Annotated in this window: 16 protein-coding genes; 3 read left to right on the forward strand and 13 right to left on the reverse strand. The window is 73.5% G+C overall.

Annotated elements, in window-relative coordinates:
* Positions 1-3: 3 nt before the first annotated feature.
* The 3 genes from ACH4SI_RS19300 to ACH4SI_RS19310 are packed head-to-tail and all read right to left on the reverse strand — an operon-like array spanning position 4 to position 5,047.
* Positions 4-1,176 (reverse strand): anhydro-N-acetylmuramic acid kinase, encoded by a 1,173-nt coding sequence (locus ACH4SI_RS19300; RefSeq protein ID WP_398297032.1) that lies wholly within the window; start codon positions 1,174-1,176, stop codon positions 4-6.
* Positions 1,167-2,513, reverse strand: coding sequence for an MFS transporter (locus ACH4SI_RS19305; protein ID WP_398297034.1), 1,347 nt, complete (start codon positions 2,511-2,513; stop codon positions 1,167-1,169). The genes ACH4SI_RS19300 and ACH4SI_RS19305 overlap by 10 nt, the downstream gene beginning before the upstream one ends.
* Before the next feature lie 44 nt (positions 2,514-2,557).
* Complete coding sequence (locus ACH4SI_RS19310) at positions 2,558-5,047, reverse strand: SpoIIE family protein phosphatase (protein WP_398297036.1); 2,490 nt, start codon at positions 5,045-5,047, stop codon at positions 2,558-2,560.
* Positions 5,048-5,185: 138 nt separating this feature from the next.
* Between ACH4SI_RS19310 and ACH4SI_RS19315 the strand changes: the two genes are divergently transcribed.
* Together ACH4SI_RS19315 and dgoD are read left to right on the forward strand one after the other, a co-directional pair.
* Positions 5,186-5,914 carry an SDR family NAD(P)-dependent oxidoreductase gene (locus ACH4SI_RS19315; protein WP_398297038.1) on the forward strand — a complete coding sequence of 243 codons (729 nt, stop codon included), beginning with the start codon at positions 5,186-5,188 and terminating at the stop codon, positions 5,912-5,914.
* Between the two features lie 12 nt (positions 5,915-5,926).
* Positions 5,927-7,072, forward strand: coding sequence for a galactonate dehydratase (dgoD, locus tag ACH4SI_RS19320; protein ID WP_398297040.1), 1,146 nt, complete (start codon positions 5,927-5,929; stop codon positions 7,070-7,072).
* Between the two features lie 24 nt (positions 7,073-7,096).
* Here dgoD and ACH4SI_RS19325 read toward each other — a convergent pair whose 3' ends face one another.
* Positions 7,097-8,359 carry a cellulase-like family protein gene (locus ACH4SI_RS19325; protein ID WP_398297042.1) on the reverse strand — a complete coding sequence of 421 codons (1,263 nt, stop codon included), beginning with the start codon at positions 8,357-8,359 and terminating at the stop codon, positions 7,097-7,099.
* Positions 8,360-8,492: 133 nt separating this feature from the next.
* Here ACH4SI_RS19325 and ACH4SI_RS19330 point away from each other — a divergent pair, with 133 nt between their 5' ends.
* Entirely contained in the window at positions 8,493-9,203 is a 711-nt protein-coding gene (locus tag ACH4SI_RS19330; RefSeq protein ID WP_398297044.1) for a FadR/GntR family transcriptional regulator, read from the forward strand.
* Between the two features lie 14 nt (positions 9,204-9,217).
* Here the strand turns inward: ACH4SI_RS19330 and ACH4SI_RS19335 are convergent, their stop codons facing one another.
* The 9 genes from ACH4SI_RS19335 to ACH4SI_RS19375 all read right to left on the reverse strand — a co-directional run bounded on the left by ACH4SI_RS19335 (position 9,218) and on the right by ACH4SI_RS19375 (position 19,006).
* On the reverse strand, positions 9,218-9,511 hold the full coding sequence (locus ACH4SI_RS19335) for a DUF1876 domain-containing protein (RefSeq protein ID WP_398297046.1): 294 nt from the start codon (positions 9,509-9,511) through the stop codon (positions 9,218-9,220).
* A 72-nt stretch (positions 9,512-9,583) separates the two neighbouring features.
* Positions 9,584-10,201: a hypothetical protein gene (locus tag ACH4SI_RS19340; protein ID WP_398297048.1), complete on the reverse strand. Its 618-nt coding sequence runs from the start codon at positions 10,199-10,201 to the stop codon at positions 9,584-9,586.
* Between the two features lie 91 nt (positions 10,202-10,292).
* Positions 10,293-10,796 carry a carboxymuconolactone decarboxylase family protein gene (locus tag ACH4SI_RS19345; RefSeq protein ID WP_398297050.1) on the reverse strand — a complete coding sequence of 168 codons (504 nt, stop codon included), beginning with the start codon at positions 10,794-10,796 and terminating at the stop codon, positions 10,293-10,295.
* A complete protein-coding gene (locus ACH4SI_RS19350; RefSeq protein WP_398297128.1) occupies positions 10,793-11,638 on the reverse strand; it encodes an aminotransferase class IV in 846 nt (281 codons plus the stop codon). Before ACH4SI_RS19350 ends, ACH4SI_RS19345 begins: the two co-directional genes overlap by 4 nt.
* Positions 11,639-11,676: 38 nt before the next feature.
* Complete coding sequence (locus tag ACH4SI_RS19355) at positions 11,677-12,915, reverse strand: FAD-dependent oxidoreductase (RefSeq protein ID WP_398297052.1); 1,239 nt, start codon at positions 12,913-12,915, stop codon at positions 11,677-11,679.
* A complete protein-coding gene (locus ACH4SI_RS19360; protein ID WP_398297054.1) occupies positions 12,908-14,503 on the reverse strand; it encodes a class I adenylate-forming enzyme family protein in 1,596 nt (531 codons plus the stop codon). Before ACH4SI_RS19360 ends, ACH4SI_RS19355 begins: the two co-directional genes overlap by 8 nt.
* Positions 14,504-14,580: 77 nt before the next feature.
* On the reverse strand, positions 14,581-16,086 hold the full coding sequence (locus ACH4SI_RS19365; protein WP_398297130.1) for an AMP-binding protein: 1,506 nt from the start codon (positions 16,084-16,086) through the stop codon (positions 14,581-14,583).
* Positions 16,087-16,181: 95 nt separating this feature from the next.
* A complete protein-coding gene (gene pabB / locus ACH4SI_RS19370; RefSeq protein WP_398297056.1) occupies positions 16,182-18,404 on the reverse strand; it encodes an aminodeoxychorismate synthase component I in 2,223 nt (740 codons plus the stop codon).
* Positions 18,392-19,006: a hypothetical protein gene (locus ACH4SI_RS19375; protein WP_398297058.1), complete on the reverse strand. Its 615-nt coding sequence runs from the start codon at positions 19,004-19,006 to the stop codon at positions 18,392-18,394. The genes pabB and ACH4SI_RS19375 overlap by 13 nt, the downstream gene beginning before the upstream one ends.
* Positions 19,007-19,089 lie beyond the last annotated feature (83 nt).

The following is a 19,089-nucleotide window of genomic DNA, read 5'->3' on the forward strand; positions in this document are numbered from 1 at the left end:
TCCTCACCGGCGGAAGATCTCCAGCCGGGACGGTGCCGGCCGGTCCGGAGGCGGCAGCACGAGCGGCCGCCGTCCCGGGGTGATCGACCCCAGGACGCCCGGGTGCCGGGCGCCGGTGCAGCTCGGCACCGTGCCGGCCAGGCCGTGGGCGGTCAGGAAGCCCAGCACGGCGAAGGCGTACGCCTCCTTGGCCGCCGCCGGAAGCCCCAGCTCGTCGGAGACCCGCAGGGCGACGGCACCGAGGTCGCGGCGGAGCGTGGCCATCAGGCTGGGGTTGCGGACGCCGCCGCCCGAGGCGACCACCTCGGTGGCGTGGACGGAGCGCGCCGCGTCGGCCACGGTACGGGCGGTCAGCTCGGTGACGGTGGCGACGACATCGTCGCCCGCCACCGGGCCCGTGGCCGCCAACGCGGTCCGCAGATAGGGGAGATGGAACAGTTCCTTGCCGGTCGTCTTGGGCGGTGGCAGCGCGTAGTACGGCTCGGCCAGCAGCCGCTCCAGCAGTCCGGAATGGACGGTGCCGCGTGCCGCGCGGGCGCCGTCCGCGTCGTGGTCCTGCCGGCCGTCCGTCAGATCCCGCACCGCCGCGTCGATGAGGGCGTTCGCGGGGCCGGTGTCGAACGCCAGCGGCTCACCGGCCCGGGGGACGACGGTGAGGTTGGCGATGCCGCCCAGGTTCAGGGCGGTGCACACCCCGGGCCGCCCGCGCAGCCACAGCGTGTCGACCAGGCTGACCAGCGGCGCGCCCTGGCCGCCCGCGGCCACGTCCCGGCTGCGCAGATCGGAGACGACCGGGACGCCGGTGGCCTCGGCGATCCAGGCGGGCTGCCCGAGCTGGAGGGTGCCGTGCACCCGGCCCTCCTCGGCCCAGTGGTACACGGTCTGGCCGTGCGAGCTGATCAGGTCGGCCCGTCCGTCGCACAGCTCCCGGTCGGCGCGGACGGCGAGCCGGGCGAAAGCCTGGCCGATACGGGTGTCGAGCGCGCACACGTCCGCCATGGTGGTCGCCGCCGGTGGCAGCGCGGCGCTCAAGCCCGCGCGTAACGCGTCCGGATAGGCGGCGCTGATCAGGCCCAGCGGGGCGAGCACCAGGGTGTCGCCGTCGAGGGCCAGATCGGCGGCCGCCGCGTCCACCGCGTCATGGGATGTGCCCGACATCAGTCCGATCACGCGCAAGGGGTCTCCTCCTCCGTCTCGTCCCGGGGCGGGTGCCGCTCCTCCTCCCGCAGCGTGCCCCGGTGGGTGTCGCCGCGCAGGGTGGCGAGGGCGATCACGCTGAGGGCGCCGGTCACCGCCACGTAGTACGCGGGGATGTCCGCCTCGCCGGTCCGTTTGATCGCCTCGGTGATGATCAGCCCCGCGCACCCCGAGAACACGGCGTTCGACAGCGCGTACGCCAGCCCGAGTCCCGTGTACCGGACCCGGGTCGGGAACATCTCGGCGAGCATCGCCGGGCCGGGACCCGCCATCAGTCCCACCACCGCGCCTGCCACAAAGACGGCCACGCCCTGGGCGAGGGCCGAACTTCCCGGATCCTGAAGGAGATTGAGCAGCGGGAAGGCGAGCACGGTGATCAGGGCGGCGCCGGTCAGCATGACGGGGCGTCGGCCGATCCGGTCGCTGAGCAGCCCCGCCGGGAGGATGGCGGCCGCGAACCCGGCGTTGGCCACCACGGTGGCGATCAGCGCCTGCCGAAAGGTGGCGTCCAGGGTGGACTGCAGATACGAGGGCATGACGACGAGGAAGGTGTACCCGGCCGCGGCCCAGCCCATGACGCGCCCGGCGCCGAGCAGGACGGCCCGGGCCGCCTCGCGGCGCGCGGCGACCGGGAGGCGCGCCGCGCCGGTCCGTCCGCTCGTCTCCCGGAACGACGGGGTCTCCTCCAGCCTCAGCCGCAGCCACAGCGCGGACAGCCCGATCGGCAGGGCCAGCAGGAACGGCAGCCGCCAGCCCCAGTCGCGCAAAGCCTCCTCGCTCAGCGCGGTGGCCAGGACGGCGGCCGTCCCGGCACCCGCGAGCAGCCCCAGCGCGACCGTGAACGACTGCCACGCCCCGTACAGCCCGCGGCGCCCCGGCGGAGCGAACTCCGTCATGATCGACACCGCGCCGCCGAACTCCCCGCCCGCGGACAGCCCTTGCAGGATCCGCACCAGGGTCAGCAGCCACGGGGCGGCGGCGCCGACCGTGTCGTACGTGGGCAGCAGTCCGATGAGCGTGGTGGCGCCGGTCATCAGCAGCAGCACCAGGATCAGGGTCGGGCGCCGTCCGATCCGGTCGCCGACGCTGCCGAAGACGGCGGCGCCGATGGGCCGGAAGAAGAACGCGAGCCCGAACGAGGCGTAGGTCTTGACCAGGCCCTCGAGGGCGCTGCCGCCCTCGGGGGTGAAGAAGTTCGCGGCGATGACCGTCGCGAAGAAGCCGTAGACACCGAACTCGTACCACTCGATGAGGTTGCCGACCGAACCCGCCAGCAGAGCGCGGCGCGTGGCCGGACCGGGGAGAGAAGCGCTCACATCCGCATCTCGTACCCGCCGGGGCGGGTGTGTACCGAAAGTGGCTACCGGCAGGGACCGGTCAGCGGCTGCTCGGCCCAGACGGTCTTGCGGTCGCCGGAGTACCGGGTGCCCCAGCGCCGGCTGAGCTGGGCGATGAGGAACAGGCCGCGGCCGCCCTCGTCCATCCGGCCCGCCCGGCGCAGATGCGGGGCGGCCGCGCTGCTGTCGGACACCTCGCAGATCAGCGACTGGTTCCTGACCAGCCGCAGTCGGATCGGGCTGCGGGCGTGCACGATCGCGTTGGTGAGCAGCTCGGTGACCACGACCTGGGTGGTGGCCACGAGATGGCCCAGCTGCCACTGGGACAGCTGGCGCGCCACCTGGGCCCGGGCCCGGGAGACGACCGCGGGCTCGGCGGGCAGGTCCCAGGCGGCGCAGCGGTCGTCGCTCAGCGCCCGGGTACGCGCCACCAGCAGCGCCACGTCGTCGGACGGATGGCCGGGGATCAGCCGGGAGACGACGGTGTCGCACACCTCGTCCGGCGACAGATCGCGGCAGCCGTCGTCCAGGGTGCGGCGCAGCCGGTCGAGCCCGGCGTCGATGTCGTGGTCGCGCGACTCCACCAGGCCGTCGGTGTAGAACACGAGCAGGCTCTGGTCGGGCAGCTCGACCTCGGTGGCCTCGAACGGCAGCCCGCCCACGCCCAGCGGGGGCCCGTTCGGGGAGTCCAGGAACTCGGCCCGGCCGCCGGGGGTGAGGGCGGCGGGCGGGGGATGGCCGGCCCGGGCGAAGGTGAGGCGCCGGGTAGCCGGGTCGTAGACCGCGTACACACAGGTGGCGCCGAAGGCCCAGGCGTCGATGGCCGGTTCGGAGGCGAAACCGGCCGCGGGGTCGGCGGCGTCGCCGGACTCCTGGCCCTCGGCGGCCTGTTCGTCGACCAGCCGCCGCACCTGGTCGTCGACATGGGCGAGCAGTTCGTCGGGGGGAAGGTCGAGATCGGCCAGGGTGCGGACGGCGGTGCGCAGCCGCCCCATGGTGACGGCGGCCTTCATCCCGTGGCCGACGACGTCCCCCACGACGAGCGCCACCCGGGCGCCGGACAGCGGGATCACCTCGAACCAGTCGCCGCCCACCCCCAGCCGGCTGCCGGCCGGCAGATAGCGCGACCGGGCCTCCACCGCCGCCTGGACCGGCTGCCGCTGGGGGAGCAGGCTGCGCTGGAGGGCGAGGGCGGTGCCGCGTTCGCGGGTGTAGCGGCGGGCGTTGTCGATGCAGACCGCGGCGCGGGCCACGATCTCGTCGGCCAGCAGCAGATCGTCCTGTTCGAAGGGGTCGGTGCGCTCCCGCCGAAGGAACACCGCCACTCCGAGGGTGCTGCCACGCGCCCGTACCGGTACCACCATCCAGGAGTGGATGCCCCACCGCCCGATGCCCTCGGCCCGCTTCGGATCGTCGGCGAGCCAGCCGGGGACCGGGCCGGGGCCGTCAACCGACTCCAGGACGGAGGTGCCGGTGGCGAGGGCGCGGGCGAAGGGTGAGTCCGGAGCGGACGCGTGGACGTCCACGTCCTCCACGTCGGCCACCGCCTCCGGGGTGCCGGGCACGATGGACCGGTGCGCGGCGCGCCGGAACACGGTCTCGCCCGCCACCGCCCCGGTGGGCGGCTCCTCGCCCTCGAAGACCGAGTCGATCAGGTCGACGCAGGCGAAGTCCGCGAGCCGGGGCACCGCGACGTCCGCCAGCTCCTGGGCGGTGTGCAGCAGATCCAGGGTGGAGCCGATGCGGGCGCTGGCGTCGTTCAGCACCGCGAGCCGCTCCCGGGCGCGGTGCCGCTCGGTGATGTCGAGCACCGCGTGGCAGACGGCGAACACCTCGCCGGAGCGGTCCTTGAGCGGGAAGAGCGAGTTGGACCAGACGCGCTCCCGGTCCGGTTCGGCGGGCACCCGGCCCCGGACCTCGATGTCGGCGACCGCGACACCCTGGCGGAGCACCTGGGCTTGCATCGCCTCGATTCCGGAGGTGTCCACCCGCGGGACCGTCTCACCCAGGGTGAGGCCGAGGCGCTCCTCGTCCGGGACGCCGCTGAGTCGGCGCAGCGCGGCGTTCTGCATCAGACAGCGGAACTGGGCGTCGTAGACGCTCAGGGCCACGGGGGAGGCCAGGCCCAGGCCGTCCAGGAGCGCGCGGCCGATGTCCTGGCGCCGCACCGCCTCCTCGCCGGTGGCCTGGAGCAGCCAGTGGGGGCGCCCGTCGCCCAGGGACCACGGCTGGGCCCACAGGACGCCGCGTACGTCGTGCCCGTCGCGGTGACGCAGCACCGCGGGGGTGCCGCCGTCGGCGGTGTACGTGTCGAAGCGGGGCGGCCCCGGGCCTCGGTCCGCGAACAGCTCGGCCACCGGGCGTCCCACCACGTCCTCGGCCCGGTACCCGAGGAGGTTCCGCGCGCCGAGGCTCCAGCCGGTCAGCACGCCCCGCTCGTCCACCACCCACGTGGCCTCCGCGATCAGGTCGGGGAGGTGGTGGGGCCATCCGCGGAAGGTGCTGTCGCCCATCGCATGCGCTCTCGCCTCGTTCTGGCACGTGCAGCGAATTTTACTCCGCCCGGCTCGCGGGACCCCTTGGCGTCAGTCATTAATTCATATTTAATATCGGCTGTGAGTTCTTCTTCCCCCGCTCGGGGATCCGGGTGCGTGATCGTCACCGGCGCCGCCGGCGGCATCGGCGCGGCCACCGCCCGCCGGCTGGCCGCGGACGGCGCCGGGGTGCTGGTCGCCGATGTGCTGCGCGAGGAGGGCGAGGACGTCGCCCGGGAGATCCGCGCCGACGGCGGCAGGGCCGTCTTCCAGCACTGCGACGTGGCCGACGAGACCTCCTGGGACGCGGCGGTGCGTACCGCGACCGAGGCGTACGGGCCGGTGTCCGGGCTGGTCAGCAATGCCACCGCGGTGCGGGTCGGGCCCGCCGACGCGATCGGCCTGGAGGAGTGGAACCGGCAGCTGTCGGTCGGCCTCACCGCCGCCTTCCTCGGCTTCCGCGCCTGCCTCCCCGGCCTGCGGGCCACCCGGGGGAGCGCGGTCCTGGTGTCGTCCGTGCACGCCCTCGTCGGGCTCCCCGGCCGCCCCGCCTACGCGGCAGGCAAGGCCGGGCTCACCGGGCTGACCCGCCAGCTGGCGGTCGAGTACGGCCCCGCGGTGCGGGTCAACGCCGTCCTGCCGGGCCCCGTCCTCACCCGCGCCTGGGCCGGGATCAGCGAGGAGGACCGGCGCAACAGCGCCGAGCAGACCGCCGCCCGTCGCCTCGGACGTCCGGAGGAGGTGGCCGGGGCCATCGCCTTCCTGCTCGGCGGCGACGCCTCGTTCGTCACCGGCGCCTCGCTGGTGGTCGACGGCGGGTGGAGCGTGCTGAAGACCAGTTCCTGAGGAGTCATTTCCGTGATCATCACCCGTGTCGAGACCTTCGCCGTCCCGCCCCGCTGGCTGCTGTGCCGCGTGGAGACCGACGAGGGCGTCGTCGGCTGGGGCGAGCCGGTGGTCGAGGGACGCGCCTCCACCGTCCGCACCGCCGTCCACGAGCTGTCCGAACTCCTCGTCGGCAAGGACCCCGCGCGGATCGAGGACCACTGGCAGCTCATGACCAAGGGCTCCTTCTACCGGGGCGGCCCGGTGCTCTCCAGCGCCGTCGCCGGACTGGACCAGGCGCTGTGGGACATCGCGGGCAAGGCCCTCGGCGTCCCCGTCCACGCCCTGCTCGGCGGCCCGGTACGGGACCGGGTCCGCGCGTACAGCTGGGTCGGCGGCGACGAGCCCGGCGCGGTCGGCGAGGCGGTCGCCGCCCAGGTCGAGGCGGGATTCACCGCGGTCAAGATGAACGCCTCCGGGCGGATGAACCGGCTGCCCACCGTCTCCGACATCGACGCCGTCGTGGCCCGCGCCGCCGCCGCGCGCGAGGCCCTGGGCCCTGACCGGGACTTCGCGGTCGACTTCCACGGCCGCTTCACCGCCGCGGGCGCCCGCAAGATGCTGCCCCATCTGGCCCCGTACCACCCGCTGTTCGCCGAGGAGCCGGTCCTTCCCGAGTACACCCATCTGCTCGGCGACCTCGTCGCCTCCTCGCCCGTCCCCATCGCCACCGGCGAACGGCTCTACTCCCGCACCGATGTGCTGCCCGCACTCCAGGCCGGGGTCGCCGTGCTGCAGCCCGACCTCTCGCACGCCGGGGGCATCTCCGAGGTGCGGCGCATCGCCTCGCTCGCCGAGGTCTTCGACATCCCCCTCGCGCCGCACTGCCCGCTCGGCCCGGTCTCGCTCGCGGCGAGCCTCCAGATCGCCTTCGCGACCCCCAACTTCCTGATCCAGGAACAGAGCATCGGCATCCACTACAACGACGGCGCCGAAGTCCTCGACTACGTGGTCGACCCCGAGGTGTTCCGCTTCCACGAGGGCCACATCAACCGCCCGACCGCCCCCGGGCTCGGCATCGAGGTCGACGAGAAAGCCGTGCGCGCCGCCGACGGAACCACCCCCGACTGGCGCGGCCCCATCTGGCGCCACCCGGACGGCTCGTTCGCCGAGTGGTGACGGCCTCGGGGTGACGCTGTGCTCTCAGCCGCGCAGGACGGCGTTGCACTCCCGCTGCAGCGGGATGTCCTGCCACATCGGGTGCTGCGGCGCGGCGTTGGAGCACACCACCGCGCCCCACGCCCCGACCCGCGCCGCCTCGCTCACCGCACGGCGGCAGAACGCGGCCCCCACCGGGCCCTCCTCGAACGTGCCGTGCAGCGGCGTGTAGCCGATCCAGCCCTCGCCGAAGACCAGCGGCACACCCGTGTCCGCCGCCCAGTCCGCGGCGGCCTCGATCCAGGTGACCAGCTTCTGCTCCATCGCCGGCCGGTGGGTCGCGTACCGCTCGTACAGCCAGGCGTCCCACTTGACCGGATCGCACCAGTCGTGGACGTAGATCTCCCGCGGCCCGACCGTGGTGGCCGCCAGCCGCCACCGGTCGCGCTCCGGCGGCACCCAGTCCGCCAGATCGGGCGCGCCGGGGCGCAGCAGCTCCCGGCGGGCCCGCGGCTGGGGAAAGGGCCGGGCGCGGTCGCGGATCGCGAACGTGTCGATCAGCTCGCCGAGCACCCCGTAGACGTACGGATGGAACACGGCGACATCGACGTCGCGGGGCACCCCGCGCAGCGAACCGACCGGCACCATGGCGTAGTTGACGGTGACCGGCCGGTTCGGGTGGCGCTCCCTGAACCGGGCGAGACCGCGCTCCAGCCGCGGGCGCAGCGCGACGATCCGGTCCTCGCCCCGCAGACCGTCGGTGAGCCGGGTCCCCTGCACCTCGTTGTGCAGCTCGGTGAAGGCGATCCGGTCGTCAAGACCGTGCACGACGAGGAAGTCGATCAGATCGGCCAGCGCGTCCGCGAGCACCTCGGCGCGCCGCTCGGGATCGATCGCCATCAGGGCGTCGAACCAGGCGCTGTCCTCGGCGAAGGACGGGCTCTGCTGATACTCCCAGCTGGAGAGGATGACGTAGCAGTCGTGCCGGAGAGCCGCCTCGAACAGCGCCCGCAGATGGGCGCGCCCGTCGATCTCGGCGACCGCGCCCACGTCGTACCAGCGCATCCGCTGCCCGTAGTCGCCGCCCAGCGGACGCAGCCGCAGCCGGCTGGTGTCGAACCCCGAGCCGAAGAGCAGATACGGCATCGCGCAGATGCGTACCGTGTTGTAGCCGCGGGCGACGGCGTCCTCGAAGGCGCGGTCCAGATCGGCGAAGGGCTCGCCCGGGCCGGTACGGGTGTACCAGCTGAAGTCCCACAGGGAGATGGTCAGCGTGGCCGGGAGATGGGCGTGCGGCGACTGCGTCACAGGGGGCTCCCCGCGGTCGGCGTGCGTCTCGGTGAGGTCGGTTCATCGTCCGGGCGGGCCTGGGGGGTGTCAAGATGTATTCATAAATAATGCCCAGCTGCCCTAACTGCCCAGCGCTGACGAGGAGAACCCCATGGCGTCCTATTCCGGCCGCGGTGTGCACGGCCAGGTGGTCCAGCGGCTGGGCGCCCGCATCGTCGGCGGCCACTGGGCCGAGGGCGACGTCCTGGACGTACGGGCGCTGGGCGACGAACTGGACGTCAGCCTCACTGTGATGCGCGAATCCCTGAAGGTGCTGGCCGGAAAGGGGCTCATCGACGCCCGGCAGAAGCGCGGCACCTACGTCCGCCCCCGCTCCGCCTGGAACCTCCTGGACGCCGACGTGATCCGCTGGCGCATGGCGGGCGGCGACGGCGAGCGGCTGATGCGCGACCTCACCGACGTGCGCTCCGTCGTGGAGCCCGCCGCCGCCCACCGGGCCGCGCTGCGCCGCACCGACGCCGACCTGACCGCACTGGACGCGGCGCTGACCGCGATGGAACGCGCCCGGGGCGACCTCGCCGCCGAGGCGGACGCCGACGCCGCCTTCCACCGGGCGCTGCTCGCCGCCACCGGCAATGAACTCCTCGCCCGGTTCGATCTGGTCCTGGAACCCGGGCTGCGCGAGCGCGACCGGCTGGTGCACGCCCACGGCGACGCCGACGACCCGGTGCCCAGCCACCGCCGGGTGCTGGACGCGGTGCACGACAGGGACGCCCCGCGCGCGGAGCTGGCCATGCTCGATCTGCTCGCCAAGGCCGCCGAGGACGTCGGCGCGGCCGCGACCCGGCCCCCCGGCAGCTGAGGGAGCCGCAGGGGTCAGACCACCCAGCCGTATCCGGGCCGCGGCCTGCGCGGCGCCGGCGGCTCCTCGCTCTCGATGTCGTGCTCGGCGGCCCGCAGCAGCTGCTGCCCGAGATCGCTGAGCGCCCGGCCCGCGGCCAGCTCGTCGCCGATCAGCGGGATCTCCCGGTCCTCCGGATTGCGCCGTGCCGTGCCCCGGCCGGTCAGCGCCGCGGCACCGGTGTCCAGCTCGACGCGCGCCTTCGTCCGGCCCTCGTCCTCATCCTCGAAGAGATAGAGATAGACCTTCCACTCCACTGTGTGCGACATCGTCCGCTCCGATCACCTCGCATGCCGGACCCGCGGCGGAGCGGCCGAGGAGCGGTCGGTGGCCGAGAGTGGTCAGCGACGGTTCCTACCGGACCACGCGGGTTCCACCACCTTCCACTCTGCCTCCCAGCGCGCGTACCGGCGGCGGTCCAGCACCTGCCGGACCCGGGCCCGCCCCGCGAACGCCGCCCCGGCCACCGCCGCCGCGGTCAGCATGCCGGTGAACCAGCCCATCGTCCGCGCGGTCGAGGGGGAGGTGGGCTCCTGGGCGAGATCCCCGTCCGGGCCCACCCACACCCGTACCTCCGTACCCGCGTCCGCACCGCCGGGCACCGTGGCCACACCCGTGTGCCGGGCGCCGTCGTCGCCGGTCCAGGCGACCTTCGCCATCCTCAGCTCGGTGGCGTCCGCCTGGCGCGGCCCGCCGGGAGGGGACTCGGCGAGCCGCGCGGTGACCTGGTGCCGCGCCGCGGCCTGGGCGTGCACGACGCTCATCTGCGACGCGTACGCGGCGTTCCCCGCGCTCACCGCGGCCATCGGCAGGCCGAGCACGAGAACCAGCAGGAAGAGCACGCCGAACCAGGACTGGACCCGGTCCGTCCGCCTGCGCAGCGGGTTGCGCCCCCGGGCCGGACGGCCCAGCAGGGGCGGATGGGGTCCGAAAGCGCCTCGCGGTCCGTGGGTGTTCATGGGTCTAAGGCCTCCAGCCAGTGCTGACGTCGTCGCGTGGCGCGCCATGCGCCGGGGGTGCCCCAGGGCGCGCCGCGCGACGGGCAGTGGGTCAGGTGCGAAGGGCGGGCTGATACGCGCCGGGCACCATCCGGGCGCTGATCGCCGTGCGGTTGTACGCGTTGATGACGACCGCGGCCCAGATCAACGCCGCCACCTGCGGTTCGTCGAACACCTCGCACGCGGCCCGGTGGACCTCGTCCGGGACATGGCCGTCCCTCACATCGGTCACCGCTTCGGTCAGTGCGAGGGCGGCCCGCTCGCGCTCGGTGAAGAACGGGGTCTCCCGCCAGGCGCTCAGGGCGTAGATGCGCTGCTCGGTCTCGCCCTGGGCCCGGGCGTCCTTGGTGTGCATGTCCAGGCAGAACGCGCAGCCGTTGAGCTGCGAGGCGCGGATTCTGACCAGTTCGAGCAGCTCGGGCTCGACCTTCGCCTCCTGCGCCGCCTCGACGGCCGCCGCGTGCAGGGCACCCATCGCGGCGGACACCTTGGGGGCCAGCTTCTTCAGTTCCAGCCGGGCGGTGGTGGCCTGGGGACCGGGCGCGGTCGCGGTCATCGGTGAGCTCCGTTCGTCGGCATGAGGACATCGGCACAGCTGTCGAGCCAGCTCTGCCAGGAAGCGGCGCGCAGGGCCGGTCCCGCGCGCAGCGGACGGCCGAGCCACGCGGTCACGGGCCGGATCCCGTGCAACGCGTTGACCAGCCACACCTCGCGCCCGTCCAGCTCCTGGGCGGGACACCGGCGGTATTCGGTACGGACCCCCAGCTCGGCCGCGTGCTCCTGGATCACGGTCGTGGTGACGCCCGCCAGCAGCGGCAGGTCCGGCGGCGGCAGGCACAGGACGTCGTCCTCCCACCACAGGACGTTCGCCGTCGTCCCCTCCAGCACCACCCCCGAGGGAGTGGTGAGCATCAGCTCCTGCGCGCCGCGCTGGGCGGCCCGGTGGCGCAAATGCGCCAGCAGGGACAGATCCGGTCCCTTGCGGCGCGGATGGATGCGCGGATCGAACTCCTCGGTCAGACAGACGGCCACATTGGCCGTCCGGGGCGGTGCGGGCCGTATCCGCAGATAGAGCCGGGCCGGCTCGGGACCCGCCAGCTCGACCCGCGGGAACCAGCGGCCGGTGCGCGGCAGCGCCGCCACCGCGTCCCGCCAGAAGCTCTCGATCCGGGCCGGGGAGTCGCCCGTCGCCTCGGCACACGCGGCGGCGAACCGCCGGTGGTGGTGGTCGATCGCCCGCACCCGGCCCTCGTCGACCAGCCAGGAGTCGGCGGCCAGCAGCGCGCTGTCGGGCACAGGCCGGGAGGGCATCAGCCCGCCGTCCTCGCGCCACATCAGCGTCCACTGCTGCTGCTCCGGCGACTGCCTCCGGCCGGTGCCCCGGGCCGCCGTCACCATGTCCGTGTGCGTGTTCACGCCTTCGTTCCCCTCCACCGTCAGTACTTCCTCGCCGCATCGGCCATCGGGCCGCCGCGGGGGCCGTACGGGGCATGCTCCAGCCACACACCGCACCGGGGGACCACCGGGGCCAGCGTGGCCGCCGCGCGCTGGGTCATCCTCGCCCAGCGGCGGGGTCGCATATGGTCCAGGGCCGCCCCCGCGGCCACGCTGTTGAACAACGCGGCACGACGGCGGGTGGAAGCGAACTCGCCGACGGCCACGGGTGCCCGCGACGGGTCGGAGCATGCCACCGATATGGCATCGGCGGCCGAGACCGCGTCCGCGATCCCGCTGTTCATCCCGCGGGCCCCGAAGGGCGGGAACAGATGGGCCGCCTCGCCCGTCAGCAGCACCCGGCCGGTCGGATCGGTGAACGCCGCGGCGACCTTGCGCAGGAAGGGGTACCGGGACACCCACAGCACATGGTGCGCGCAGTCCGCGCCCACCAGCCGGGGCAGCCAGCGGCGCACCGCCTGCTCGGTGTCGTACGTACCCGGCGGGTCGTCCGCCCCGCACTGCAGGTCGAGCTGGAAGCCGCCGGTGAACGGCACCCGCAGCACGGTGCGGCCGCCGGCGGCGGGGTGCTCGTAGTGGAAGACCCGCTCGGCCGACAACTCCCCGCCCGCCGGATCCGCCACGTCCACGACCACGTGATAGCCCTCGGAACGGGTGCCCTCCAGCGGGATGCCCAGGGCCTTGCGCACCCCGGAGCGGGCGCCGTCGGCGGCGATCACATGGCCGGCCGTCCAGCCGTCGCCGTCCGCCGCGGTCACCTCCACCCCGGTGCCGGTGGCCTCGACCCCGGTCACCTCGGCGTCGAAGCGGAAGTCCACGCCCGCCTCCAGACACGCCTCGTACAGAAACCGCTCGGTGTCCACCTGGCGCAGACTCGCGAAGGCGGGGAGCTTCTCACCACCGCCGGCGCCGCTGCCCGTGGGATCCGGATATGTCCGCGCGAACACCTGGCGCCCGCGGTAGAGGGTGCGCCGGGTCCGCCAGGTCGTGCCGTACGCCGCGATGCGCTGCCCGAGCCCCGGGCGGGCCCGCTCCAGCAGCCGTAGCGACTGCCGGTGCACGAACAGCGCGCGGCTCCCGGGCCGCACCCGGTCCTTCGCCCCCGACTCCAGCACGGTGACCGGCAGGCCGCGGGCGCGCAGCGCGAGCGCCGCGGTCATCCCGACCGGCCCGGCGCCCACCACCAGGACCGGCTGCGCGTCCGCCGCCGGGTCAGCCATGGGCCCGGGCGGTGGACAGTGTGGGCAGTTCGCCCTCGGCCAGCAGCCGGCTGATCTCCAGCCGCTTGATCTTCCAGGTGCCGGTGCGGGGCAGGTCCACGAAGCGGCACTGCACCGGTTCGGCCAGCGGCGGCAGGTCCGAGGTGGCCAGCCGCCAGCGGTCGGCGTCCAGCGGCTCGTCCCCGCGGGTGCACACCACCGGCACCGGCTCCAGGTCGGGACCGTGGACGATGATCACCTCGCGGAGTTCGGCGACCCGGGACAGCAGCTCGTCCTCGATCTCCAGATTGGAGTCCACCGTGGCGTTCTGGTCGACCTCGCGGTCGAGCAGGTACAGCGCGCCCCAGCGGTCGCGGTATCCCATGTCGCCCATCCGCCACCAGCCGCGGTCCACCTGGCGGGCGTACTGGTCGGGGGCGCCGAGATAGGTGAGGATCCGGCCGCGGGTACGGGCCTCGATGGCCCCCGGCGCACCGGGCGGACACTTCCGGCCCCGCTCGTCCACCACCCGGACCCGGGTGAACCCGGGGATGCCGGTGCCCACCCGCCGCCCCTGCACCCGGTCCGCGCCGCGCCGGGTGTACCAGCCGAAGGCGATCGGCCCGGTCTCGCTCTGCCCGTACAGCTGCACCAGCCGCGGGTCGCGGCGGCGGGACGCGCCGAGCAGCCGCTGCACGGTGCGCGGGTGGATGGCGTCGAAGGTGGAGCCGTACGCCCGTACGTTGGCCAGCGGCTGTCCGGGCGCCTCGGCCAGGTCCTCCCACAGCACGAAGGTGTTGGGGTGGGTCTCCACGATGCCGGGCCGGTGTTTCGCGAGCAGGGGGCCCGCATGGGCCGGGTCGGGGTCGAGGAGCAGCAGCAGCGGGCTGCCGAAGTGCAGCAGCACGCCCAGCAGATGGTAGAAGCGGGAGTGCACGAACGACATGTGCAGCGCGGCGGACTCGCCGCGGGTGGCCCGCCCCAGCGCCTGCTGCGGTACGAGCCGGTTCCACATGGTGTGCGCGCAGTGCACCGCCAGCTTGGGGACGCCGGTGGTGCCCGAGCTGTGCGTGATCAGCGAGGGTTCGCGGGGGTGCAGCCGGATGGGCGCGCGGCGCGGCACCCCGGCGTACTCGGCGAGCGGCACCGCGTGCCCGTTCCCGGGCGCCTCGTCCACCGTGAGCACGCCACGGGCGAGCCCGGTGTCCAGACCGCTCAGGGTGGATTCCAGCGCGGCCCGGTCGGTGACCAGCCAGGGCGCGTGCAACCGGTCCAGCAGCACCGCGGCCACCGCGCCGTCCAGCGAGGGCGACAGCAGCGCGGGCACCGCGCCGATCCGGGAGGCGGCGCAGGCCAGCAGCACGATGTCGACGTTGTCGCTCTTGTGGATCGCCACGTGCTCGCTCGGCCGCACCCCCGCCGACCACAGCCGGGCGGCCAGATCGTCGACCAGATCCGCCAGATCGGTGTACCCGAGGTCCGTACCGGCGTCCGGTGCGACGTCCAGCGGCCGGTCGAGCGTCACCCGGACCCTGCCGTGGCGGGCCGCGGCCTCCTGGAACATCAGCCCGAGGTAGAACCCGCGCTCGGGGAGTAGCCGCTCCAACATATGCAGTACCTACCGTTCGGAATCGTTCACGAGGGTGCGCGCGGGGTCGGGGCACCGTCCGGCGGGATGACGGCCGTTCACCAGTCGCCTGTCCGTACGACATGGCGCCGCAGCTTGCCGGTCTGCGTCCGCGGCAGGGACGCCACCACCCGCACCGTGCGCGGCGCCTTGAACGCCGCGAGCCGCTTCCGGGCCAGCGCGATCAGATCGGCCGACAGGGCCCGCTCGTCGACCGTCCGGCCACCGGCCACCGGCGCGGTCGGCACCACGAAGGCGTGCAGCCGGGTCGCGCCCCGGCTGTCGGGGACGGCGGCCACCGCCACCTCCCGCACGGCCGGGTGGTGCCGCAGCACCTCCTCGACCTCCAGCGGGGACACGGTGATCCCGCCGACCATCTCCAGATCGTCGACCCGGCCCAGGTGCTGGTACGTGCCGTCCGGGTTGCGCCGGGCCCGGTCCCGGGTGGCGAGCCAGCCGTCGTCCGCCGGGCGGACGGAGGCCACCGTCGGCCCGCGCACCCACAACTCGCCCTCGGCCACCGCGTCGGCGGTGGCCTCCACCACGGAGCCGGCGCTGTCGCGCAGCTCCAGTTCGAAGCACGGCACCGGGCGGCCCAGGGTGCCGGGGGCGTTCTCCCAGATGGTGTTCGCGCAGAACGCGTGGCCCGCCTCGGTGGAGCCGATCTGCTCCAGCACCGGGGCGCCCAGCATCTCGGCGACCCGTTCGCCCAAGCCCTGGGGCAGGCTCTCGCCCGCGCTGACAGCCGCGCGCACCGAGGCGAAGCAGTGGGTGTGGCCGGTGCCGCGCTCGTCCACCAGGGCGGCGTACGCGGAGGGCACCGAGTACAGCAGGGTCACCCGGTGCCGGGCCACCAGGTCGTCGGTGAGACCGGGCCCTGGACGCTGCGCGCTCAGCACCGCGGACGACCCCGAGAACAGCGGGAAGACGAACGCGTTCCCGAACCCGTAGGCGTAGAACAGCTTGGACACCGAGAACGTCACGTCGTCCGGACCGATGTCCAGCACCTCCCGCCCCACCAGGTCGTAGTACGCCGCCACATGGCCATGGGTGTGGGTCACCGCCTTCGGACGGCCGGTGGTCCCCGAGGTGTACTGGACGTACAGCGGGGCGTCGGCCGTCACCGGCTCGGCCTCCCGCACGGGGGCCGCGGCGTCGATGCCGTCCGGGCTCGTCAGCGCCGACAGATGGTCCGCGCCGAGCCGGCGCGCGGTGTCGAAGTGGTCCTGGAGATCGGGGCCCGAGACACACAGCGCGGCCCGCGAGTCCTCGGCCATGAACCGGTGGTCGTCGGCGGTGAGCCCGGGGTTGACCAGCACCGCCGTCGCCCCCAGCCGGGCGACGGCCAGGAACGTGGCCACCCACATGAAGCCGTCGGGCAGCGCCATCAGCACCCGGTCCCCGGCGCCCACCCCGCGCCCCGCCAGCACGGTGGCGGCGCGCGCGGCACGGTCGTGGACCTCGCCGTGGGTCCAGATCCGGTGCGCCTCCAGGAAGGCGGGCCGGGCCGACCAGCCGCACCGGTCGGCGAGTGCCGCCAGATGCGCGGCCACGTTGGCGGACACCGACGGGACGAAGACCGACGGGCCGGACAGCGGAAGCGCGGAGGCGTCGAGGGGCGGGCCTGGGAGGGCGGGGTCGGAGAGATCCGGGAGAGTCGTCACCGTTCCAGCTCCTTCGCGGGGGAGTCCGGCAGCGACGGGACCGCCGCCACCAGCAGGTCGTCCAGCTCACCGGCGGGCCGCTGTTTCGAGGCGTCGTACGCGCGCATCGTCGCCGCGGTCTTCAGCAGCATCTCCTCGTACTCCTCGGCCGGATCGGAGTCGAGGACGATGGCGCCGCCCGCCCCGATGTGCATCCGGCCGCCGGTGAACACCGCGGTGCGGATCACGACGCTGAGGTCGGCGGCGCCGTTGCAGCTGAGGAAGCCGAGGACGCCCGAGTACACGCCGCGGGCCTCGGTCTCCAGCGCGTCGATGATCTCCATCGTGCGCAGCTTGGGGGCGCCGGTCATCGAGCCGCCCGGGAAGCACGCCCGTACGCAGTCGACGGTGCTGGTGTCCTGGCGCAGCCGGCCGCGCACGGTGGACACCAACTGGTGGACGGTGGCGTACGACTCGGTGTTCATCAGCCGCGGGACGTACACACTGCCCGGCTTGCACACCCGCCCCAGGTCGTTGCGGAGCAGGTCGACGATCATCAGGTTCTCGGCCCGGGGCTTGGCGCTGGTGGCGAGGGCGGCCAGCGCCCGGGCGTCCTTGTCGGCGTCCCAGGAGCGCGGGGCCGTGCCCTTGATCGGCTTGGCCTCGGCTATGCCGTCCGGGGTGACCCGCAGGAAGCGCTCGGGGGAGGCGCACGCCACGTCCGCCTCGCCGAACCGCAGATACGCGGCGTACGGAGCCGGGTTGCAGCGGCGCAGCGTCCGGTAGAAGGTGTACGAGTCGCTCGGGGCGGGCAGCCACGCGGAGTTGGTGAGGCACACCTCGTAGCTCACCCCGGCGCGCAGCTCGCGCAGGCTCGCCTCGATCGAGGCCAGGTACTTCTCCCGGTCCCGGACCAGCCAGGGTTCGACGGCGGCCGTGGTGGTGAGCGGCGGCGGCGCGGGCAGGGGCTCGGTCTGTGCCGGCACCCCTGAGAGCACCGTCACCGTCGCGTCCAGCCAGTCCTTGGCCTCGCGGTGGCCGTCGGGGGTGTCCTCGGAGAGGCAGCAGATGTAGGTGACGCCCTCCTGGTGGTCGACCGCGACGAAGCGGTCGGCGAACAGCCAGCAGGCGTCCGGGGTGGCGGACTCGTGCCGGCCGGGGGCGCCGCAGTCGGCCTTCATCTCGTAGCCCAAGTAGCCCACATAGCCGCCCGTGAAGTCGAAGGGCAGGTCCGGGGCGTGTATCTGGCGGGCGGCCAGCTCCCGCTTGAGATAGTCGAAGACGCTGCCCTCGTAACGGGCGGCGGGCCGGCCGGGCCGCTCGATCTCGCACACCTTGGTGGCGGTGTCGTACGCCACGAACTCGGCCAGCGGCCCCTGCCCGTCGCCGAGGAAGGAGAAGCGCGCCTCGCCGGACTGGGTCCGCGAACTGTCCAGCCAGAAGGCGCGCGGCGCGTCCGCGTACAGCCGGGTGAAGGCCGCCTCGGTGTCGGTCGCGTCGGCCAGCCAGCGGGCGTGCAGCCGGTAGGTGCGGGCCTCCGCGCCGTCCGCGCCCTGGGCGCTCGTCGCCACCACCGGCTTCTTGGGGCGTGGGGGGCGGGGCTTGCGAGGCTCGTCGGGGGAGGCGGTGGACGTCACGGACTCGCCCTTGGCGTGCTCGATCGTCAGATCGCGGAAGTTGCTGAACATCCGGTGGCCGTATCCGGTGAGCACCGACTCCGGGTGGAACTGCACGCCCCACAGCGGCCGGGCCCGGTGCCGCAGCCCCATCAGGACGCCGTCCTCGGACCAGGCGATTCCCTGCAGACCGAGCGGCAGCGGCTCGGCGACGCACAGCGAGTGGTAGCGAACGGCCGTGAAGTCCTGGGGAAGACCACGGAAGATGCCGCGCCCGCCGTGCTTGATCCGGGAGAGATGGCCGTGCCGCGGCTGGGGGGCGGGTACCACCCGCGCCTGGGCCCCGAGCGCGATGCCCTGGTGGCCCAGGCACACGCCCAGCACCGGGATGGTGGCCCGTTCGATCAGCCGGGCGGCGCCGGAGAAGTCGCGGGCGTCGGCCGGATGTCCGGAGCCGGGGGAGACCACGATGTTGTCGAACTCGGAGAGGTCGATGTCCGCGCATTCGGGCGCGTCATTGAGAAGCACCTCCGGTTCCTCACCGTTGACCTCGGTGAGCAGATGGAAGAGGTTGTACGTGTACGAGTCGTAATTATCGACGAGGAGCGTCCTCAGCGATTCCATCCGGATTTGCCTCCTTGCTTCGGGCCGTCCATCGCCATGCGCCTGTGACGTCCTCGGATCGACTGGAGCGGCGGATAGAGCCACTTCTTGAGGAGCCGCTGCAGGCGCGGCATGACGAGCCAGGTCACCATCGCGGTCACGCCAAGACACAGAGCCAGGGTCCGGAGCAGGAAATTGGTGCCGTCGAGGAACGGGATCACCAGCACGTTGAACATGAGGACCGGAGGGAACACGGCGCCCAGGTTCACGAGCCAGAGCTTCCATTTGGGGGGCGGCGGCAGCGGCCGCACCGGACCCTTCAACCAGTTCTGCAGTCCTGAGGTGCGCTGAGTTCCCTTTTCTTCTACGAAGGGTCCGGCCCGAGTGGCCAACCGGGCGCGCTCGAGCGAGGATTCCCATCCCTGTGCGGATACTTCCCTGTCGAATCGGTAGATGACATGCCACTCCGAGGACAGCTGACCGGAGCCCATGACGCCGCCCCCCAGGTATCCGGGAAGACTTGCCGCGGCATTGAGCATCTCAATCGCCCAGCCATAGAACTCGGTTTCGCGGCCGGGGTCCACCCGGTATGCGGCCGTCACCGTGACCGGTTCCGTGTCCACGCCAGCCGCAACTCCTTCCCGCACCCTGCACGCTCGCCTTCTGAACCATGCTGACCTGCAAGGACTTCCTACCCTCCGCCAGG

It is taken from the genome of Streptomyces sp. NPDC021212, assembly GCF_044332925.1.
Taxonomy (GTDB): domain Bacteria; phylum Actinomycetota; class Actinomycetes; order Streptomycetales; family Streptomycetaceae; genus Streptomyces.

Bases quoted from the DNA above. Each gene is read 5' to 3' on its own strand.
- ACH4SI_RS19310 (WP_398297036.1), bottom strand. From the start codon at position 5,047: ATGGGCGACAGCACCTTCCGCGGATGGCCCCACCACCTCCCCGACCTG.
- ACH4SI_RS19330 (WP_398297044.1), top strand. From the start codon at position 8,493: ATGGCGTCCTATTCCGGCCGCGGTGTGCACGGCCAGGTGGTCCAGCGG.
- ACH4SI_RS19335 (WP_398297046.1), bottom strand. From the start codon at position 9,511: ATGTCGCACACAGTGGAGTGGAAGGTCTATCTCTATCTCTTCGAGGAT.
- ACH4SI_RS19340 (WP_398297048.1), bottom strand. From the start codon at position 10,201: ATGAACACCCACGGACCGCGAGGCGCTTTCGGACCCCATCCGCCCCTG.
- ACH4SI_RS19345 (WP_398297050.1), bottom strand. From the start codon at position 10,796: ATGACCGCGACCGCGCCCGGTCCCCAGGCCACCACCGCCCGGCTGGAA.
- ACH4SI_RS19350 (WP_398297128.1), bottom strand. From the start codon at position 11,638: ATGGTGACGGCGGCCCGGGGCACCGGCCGGAGGCAGTCGCCGGAGCAG.
- ACH4SI_RS19355 (WP_398297052.1), bottom strand. From the start codon at position 12,915: ATGGCTGACCCGGCGGCGGACGCGCAGCCGGTCCTGGTGGTGGGCGCC.
- ACH4SI_RS19360 (WP_398297054.1), bottom strand. From the start codon at position 14,503: ATGTTGGAGCGGCTACTCCCCGAGCGCGGGTTCTACCTCGGGCTGATG.
- pabB (WP_398297056.1), bottom strand. From the start codon at position 18,404: ATGGAATCGCTGAGGACGCTCCTCGTCGATAATTACGACTCGTACACG.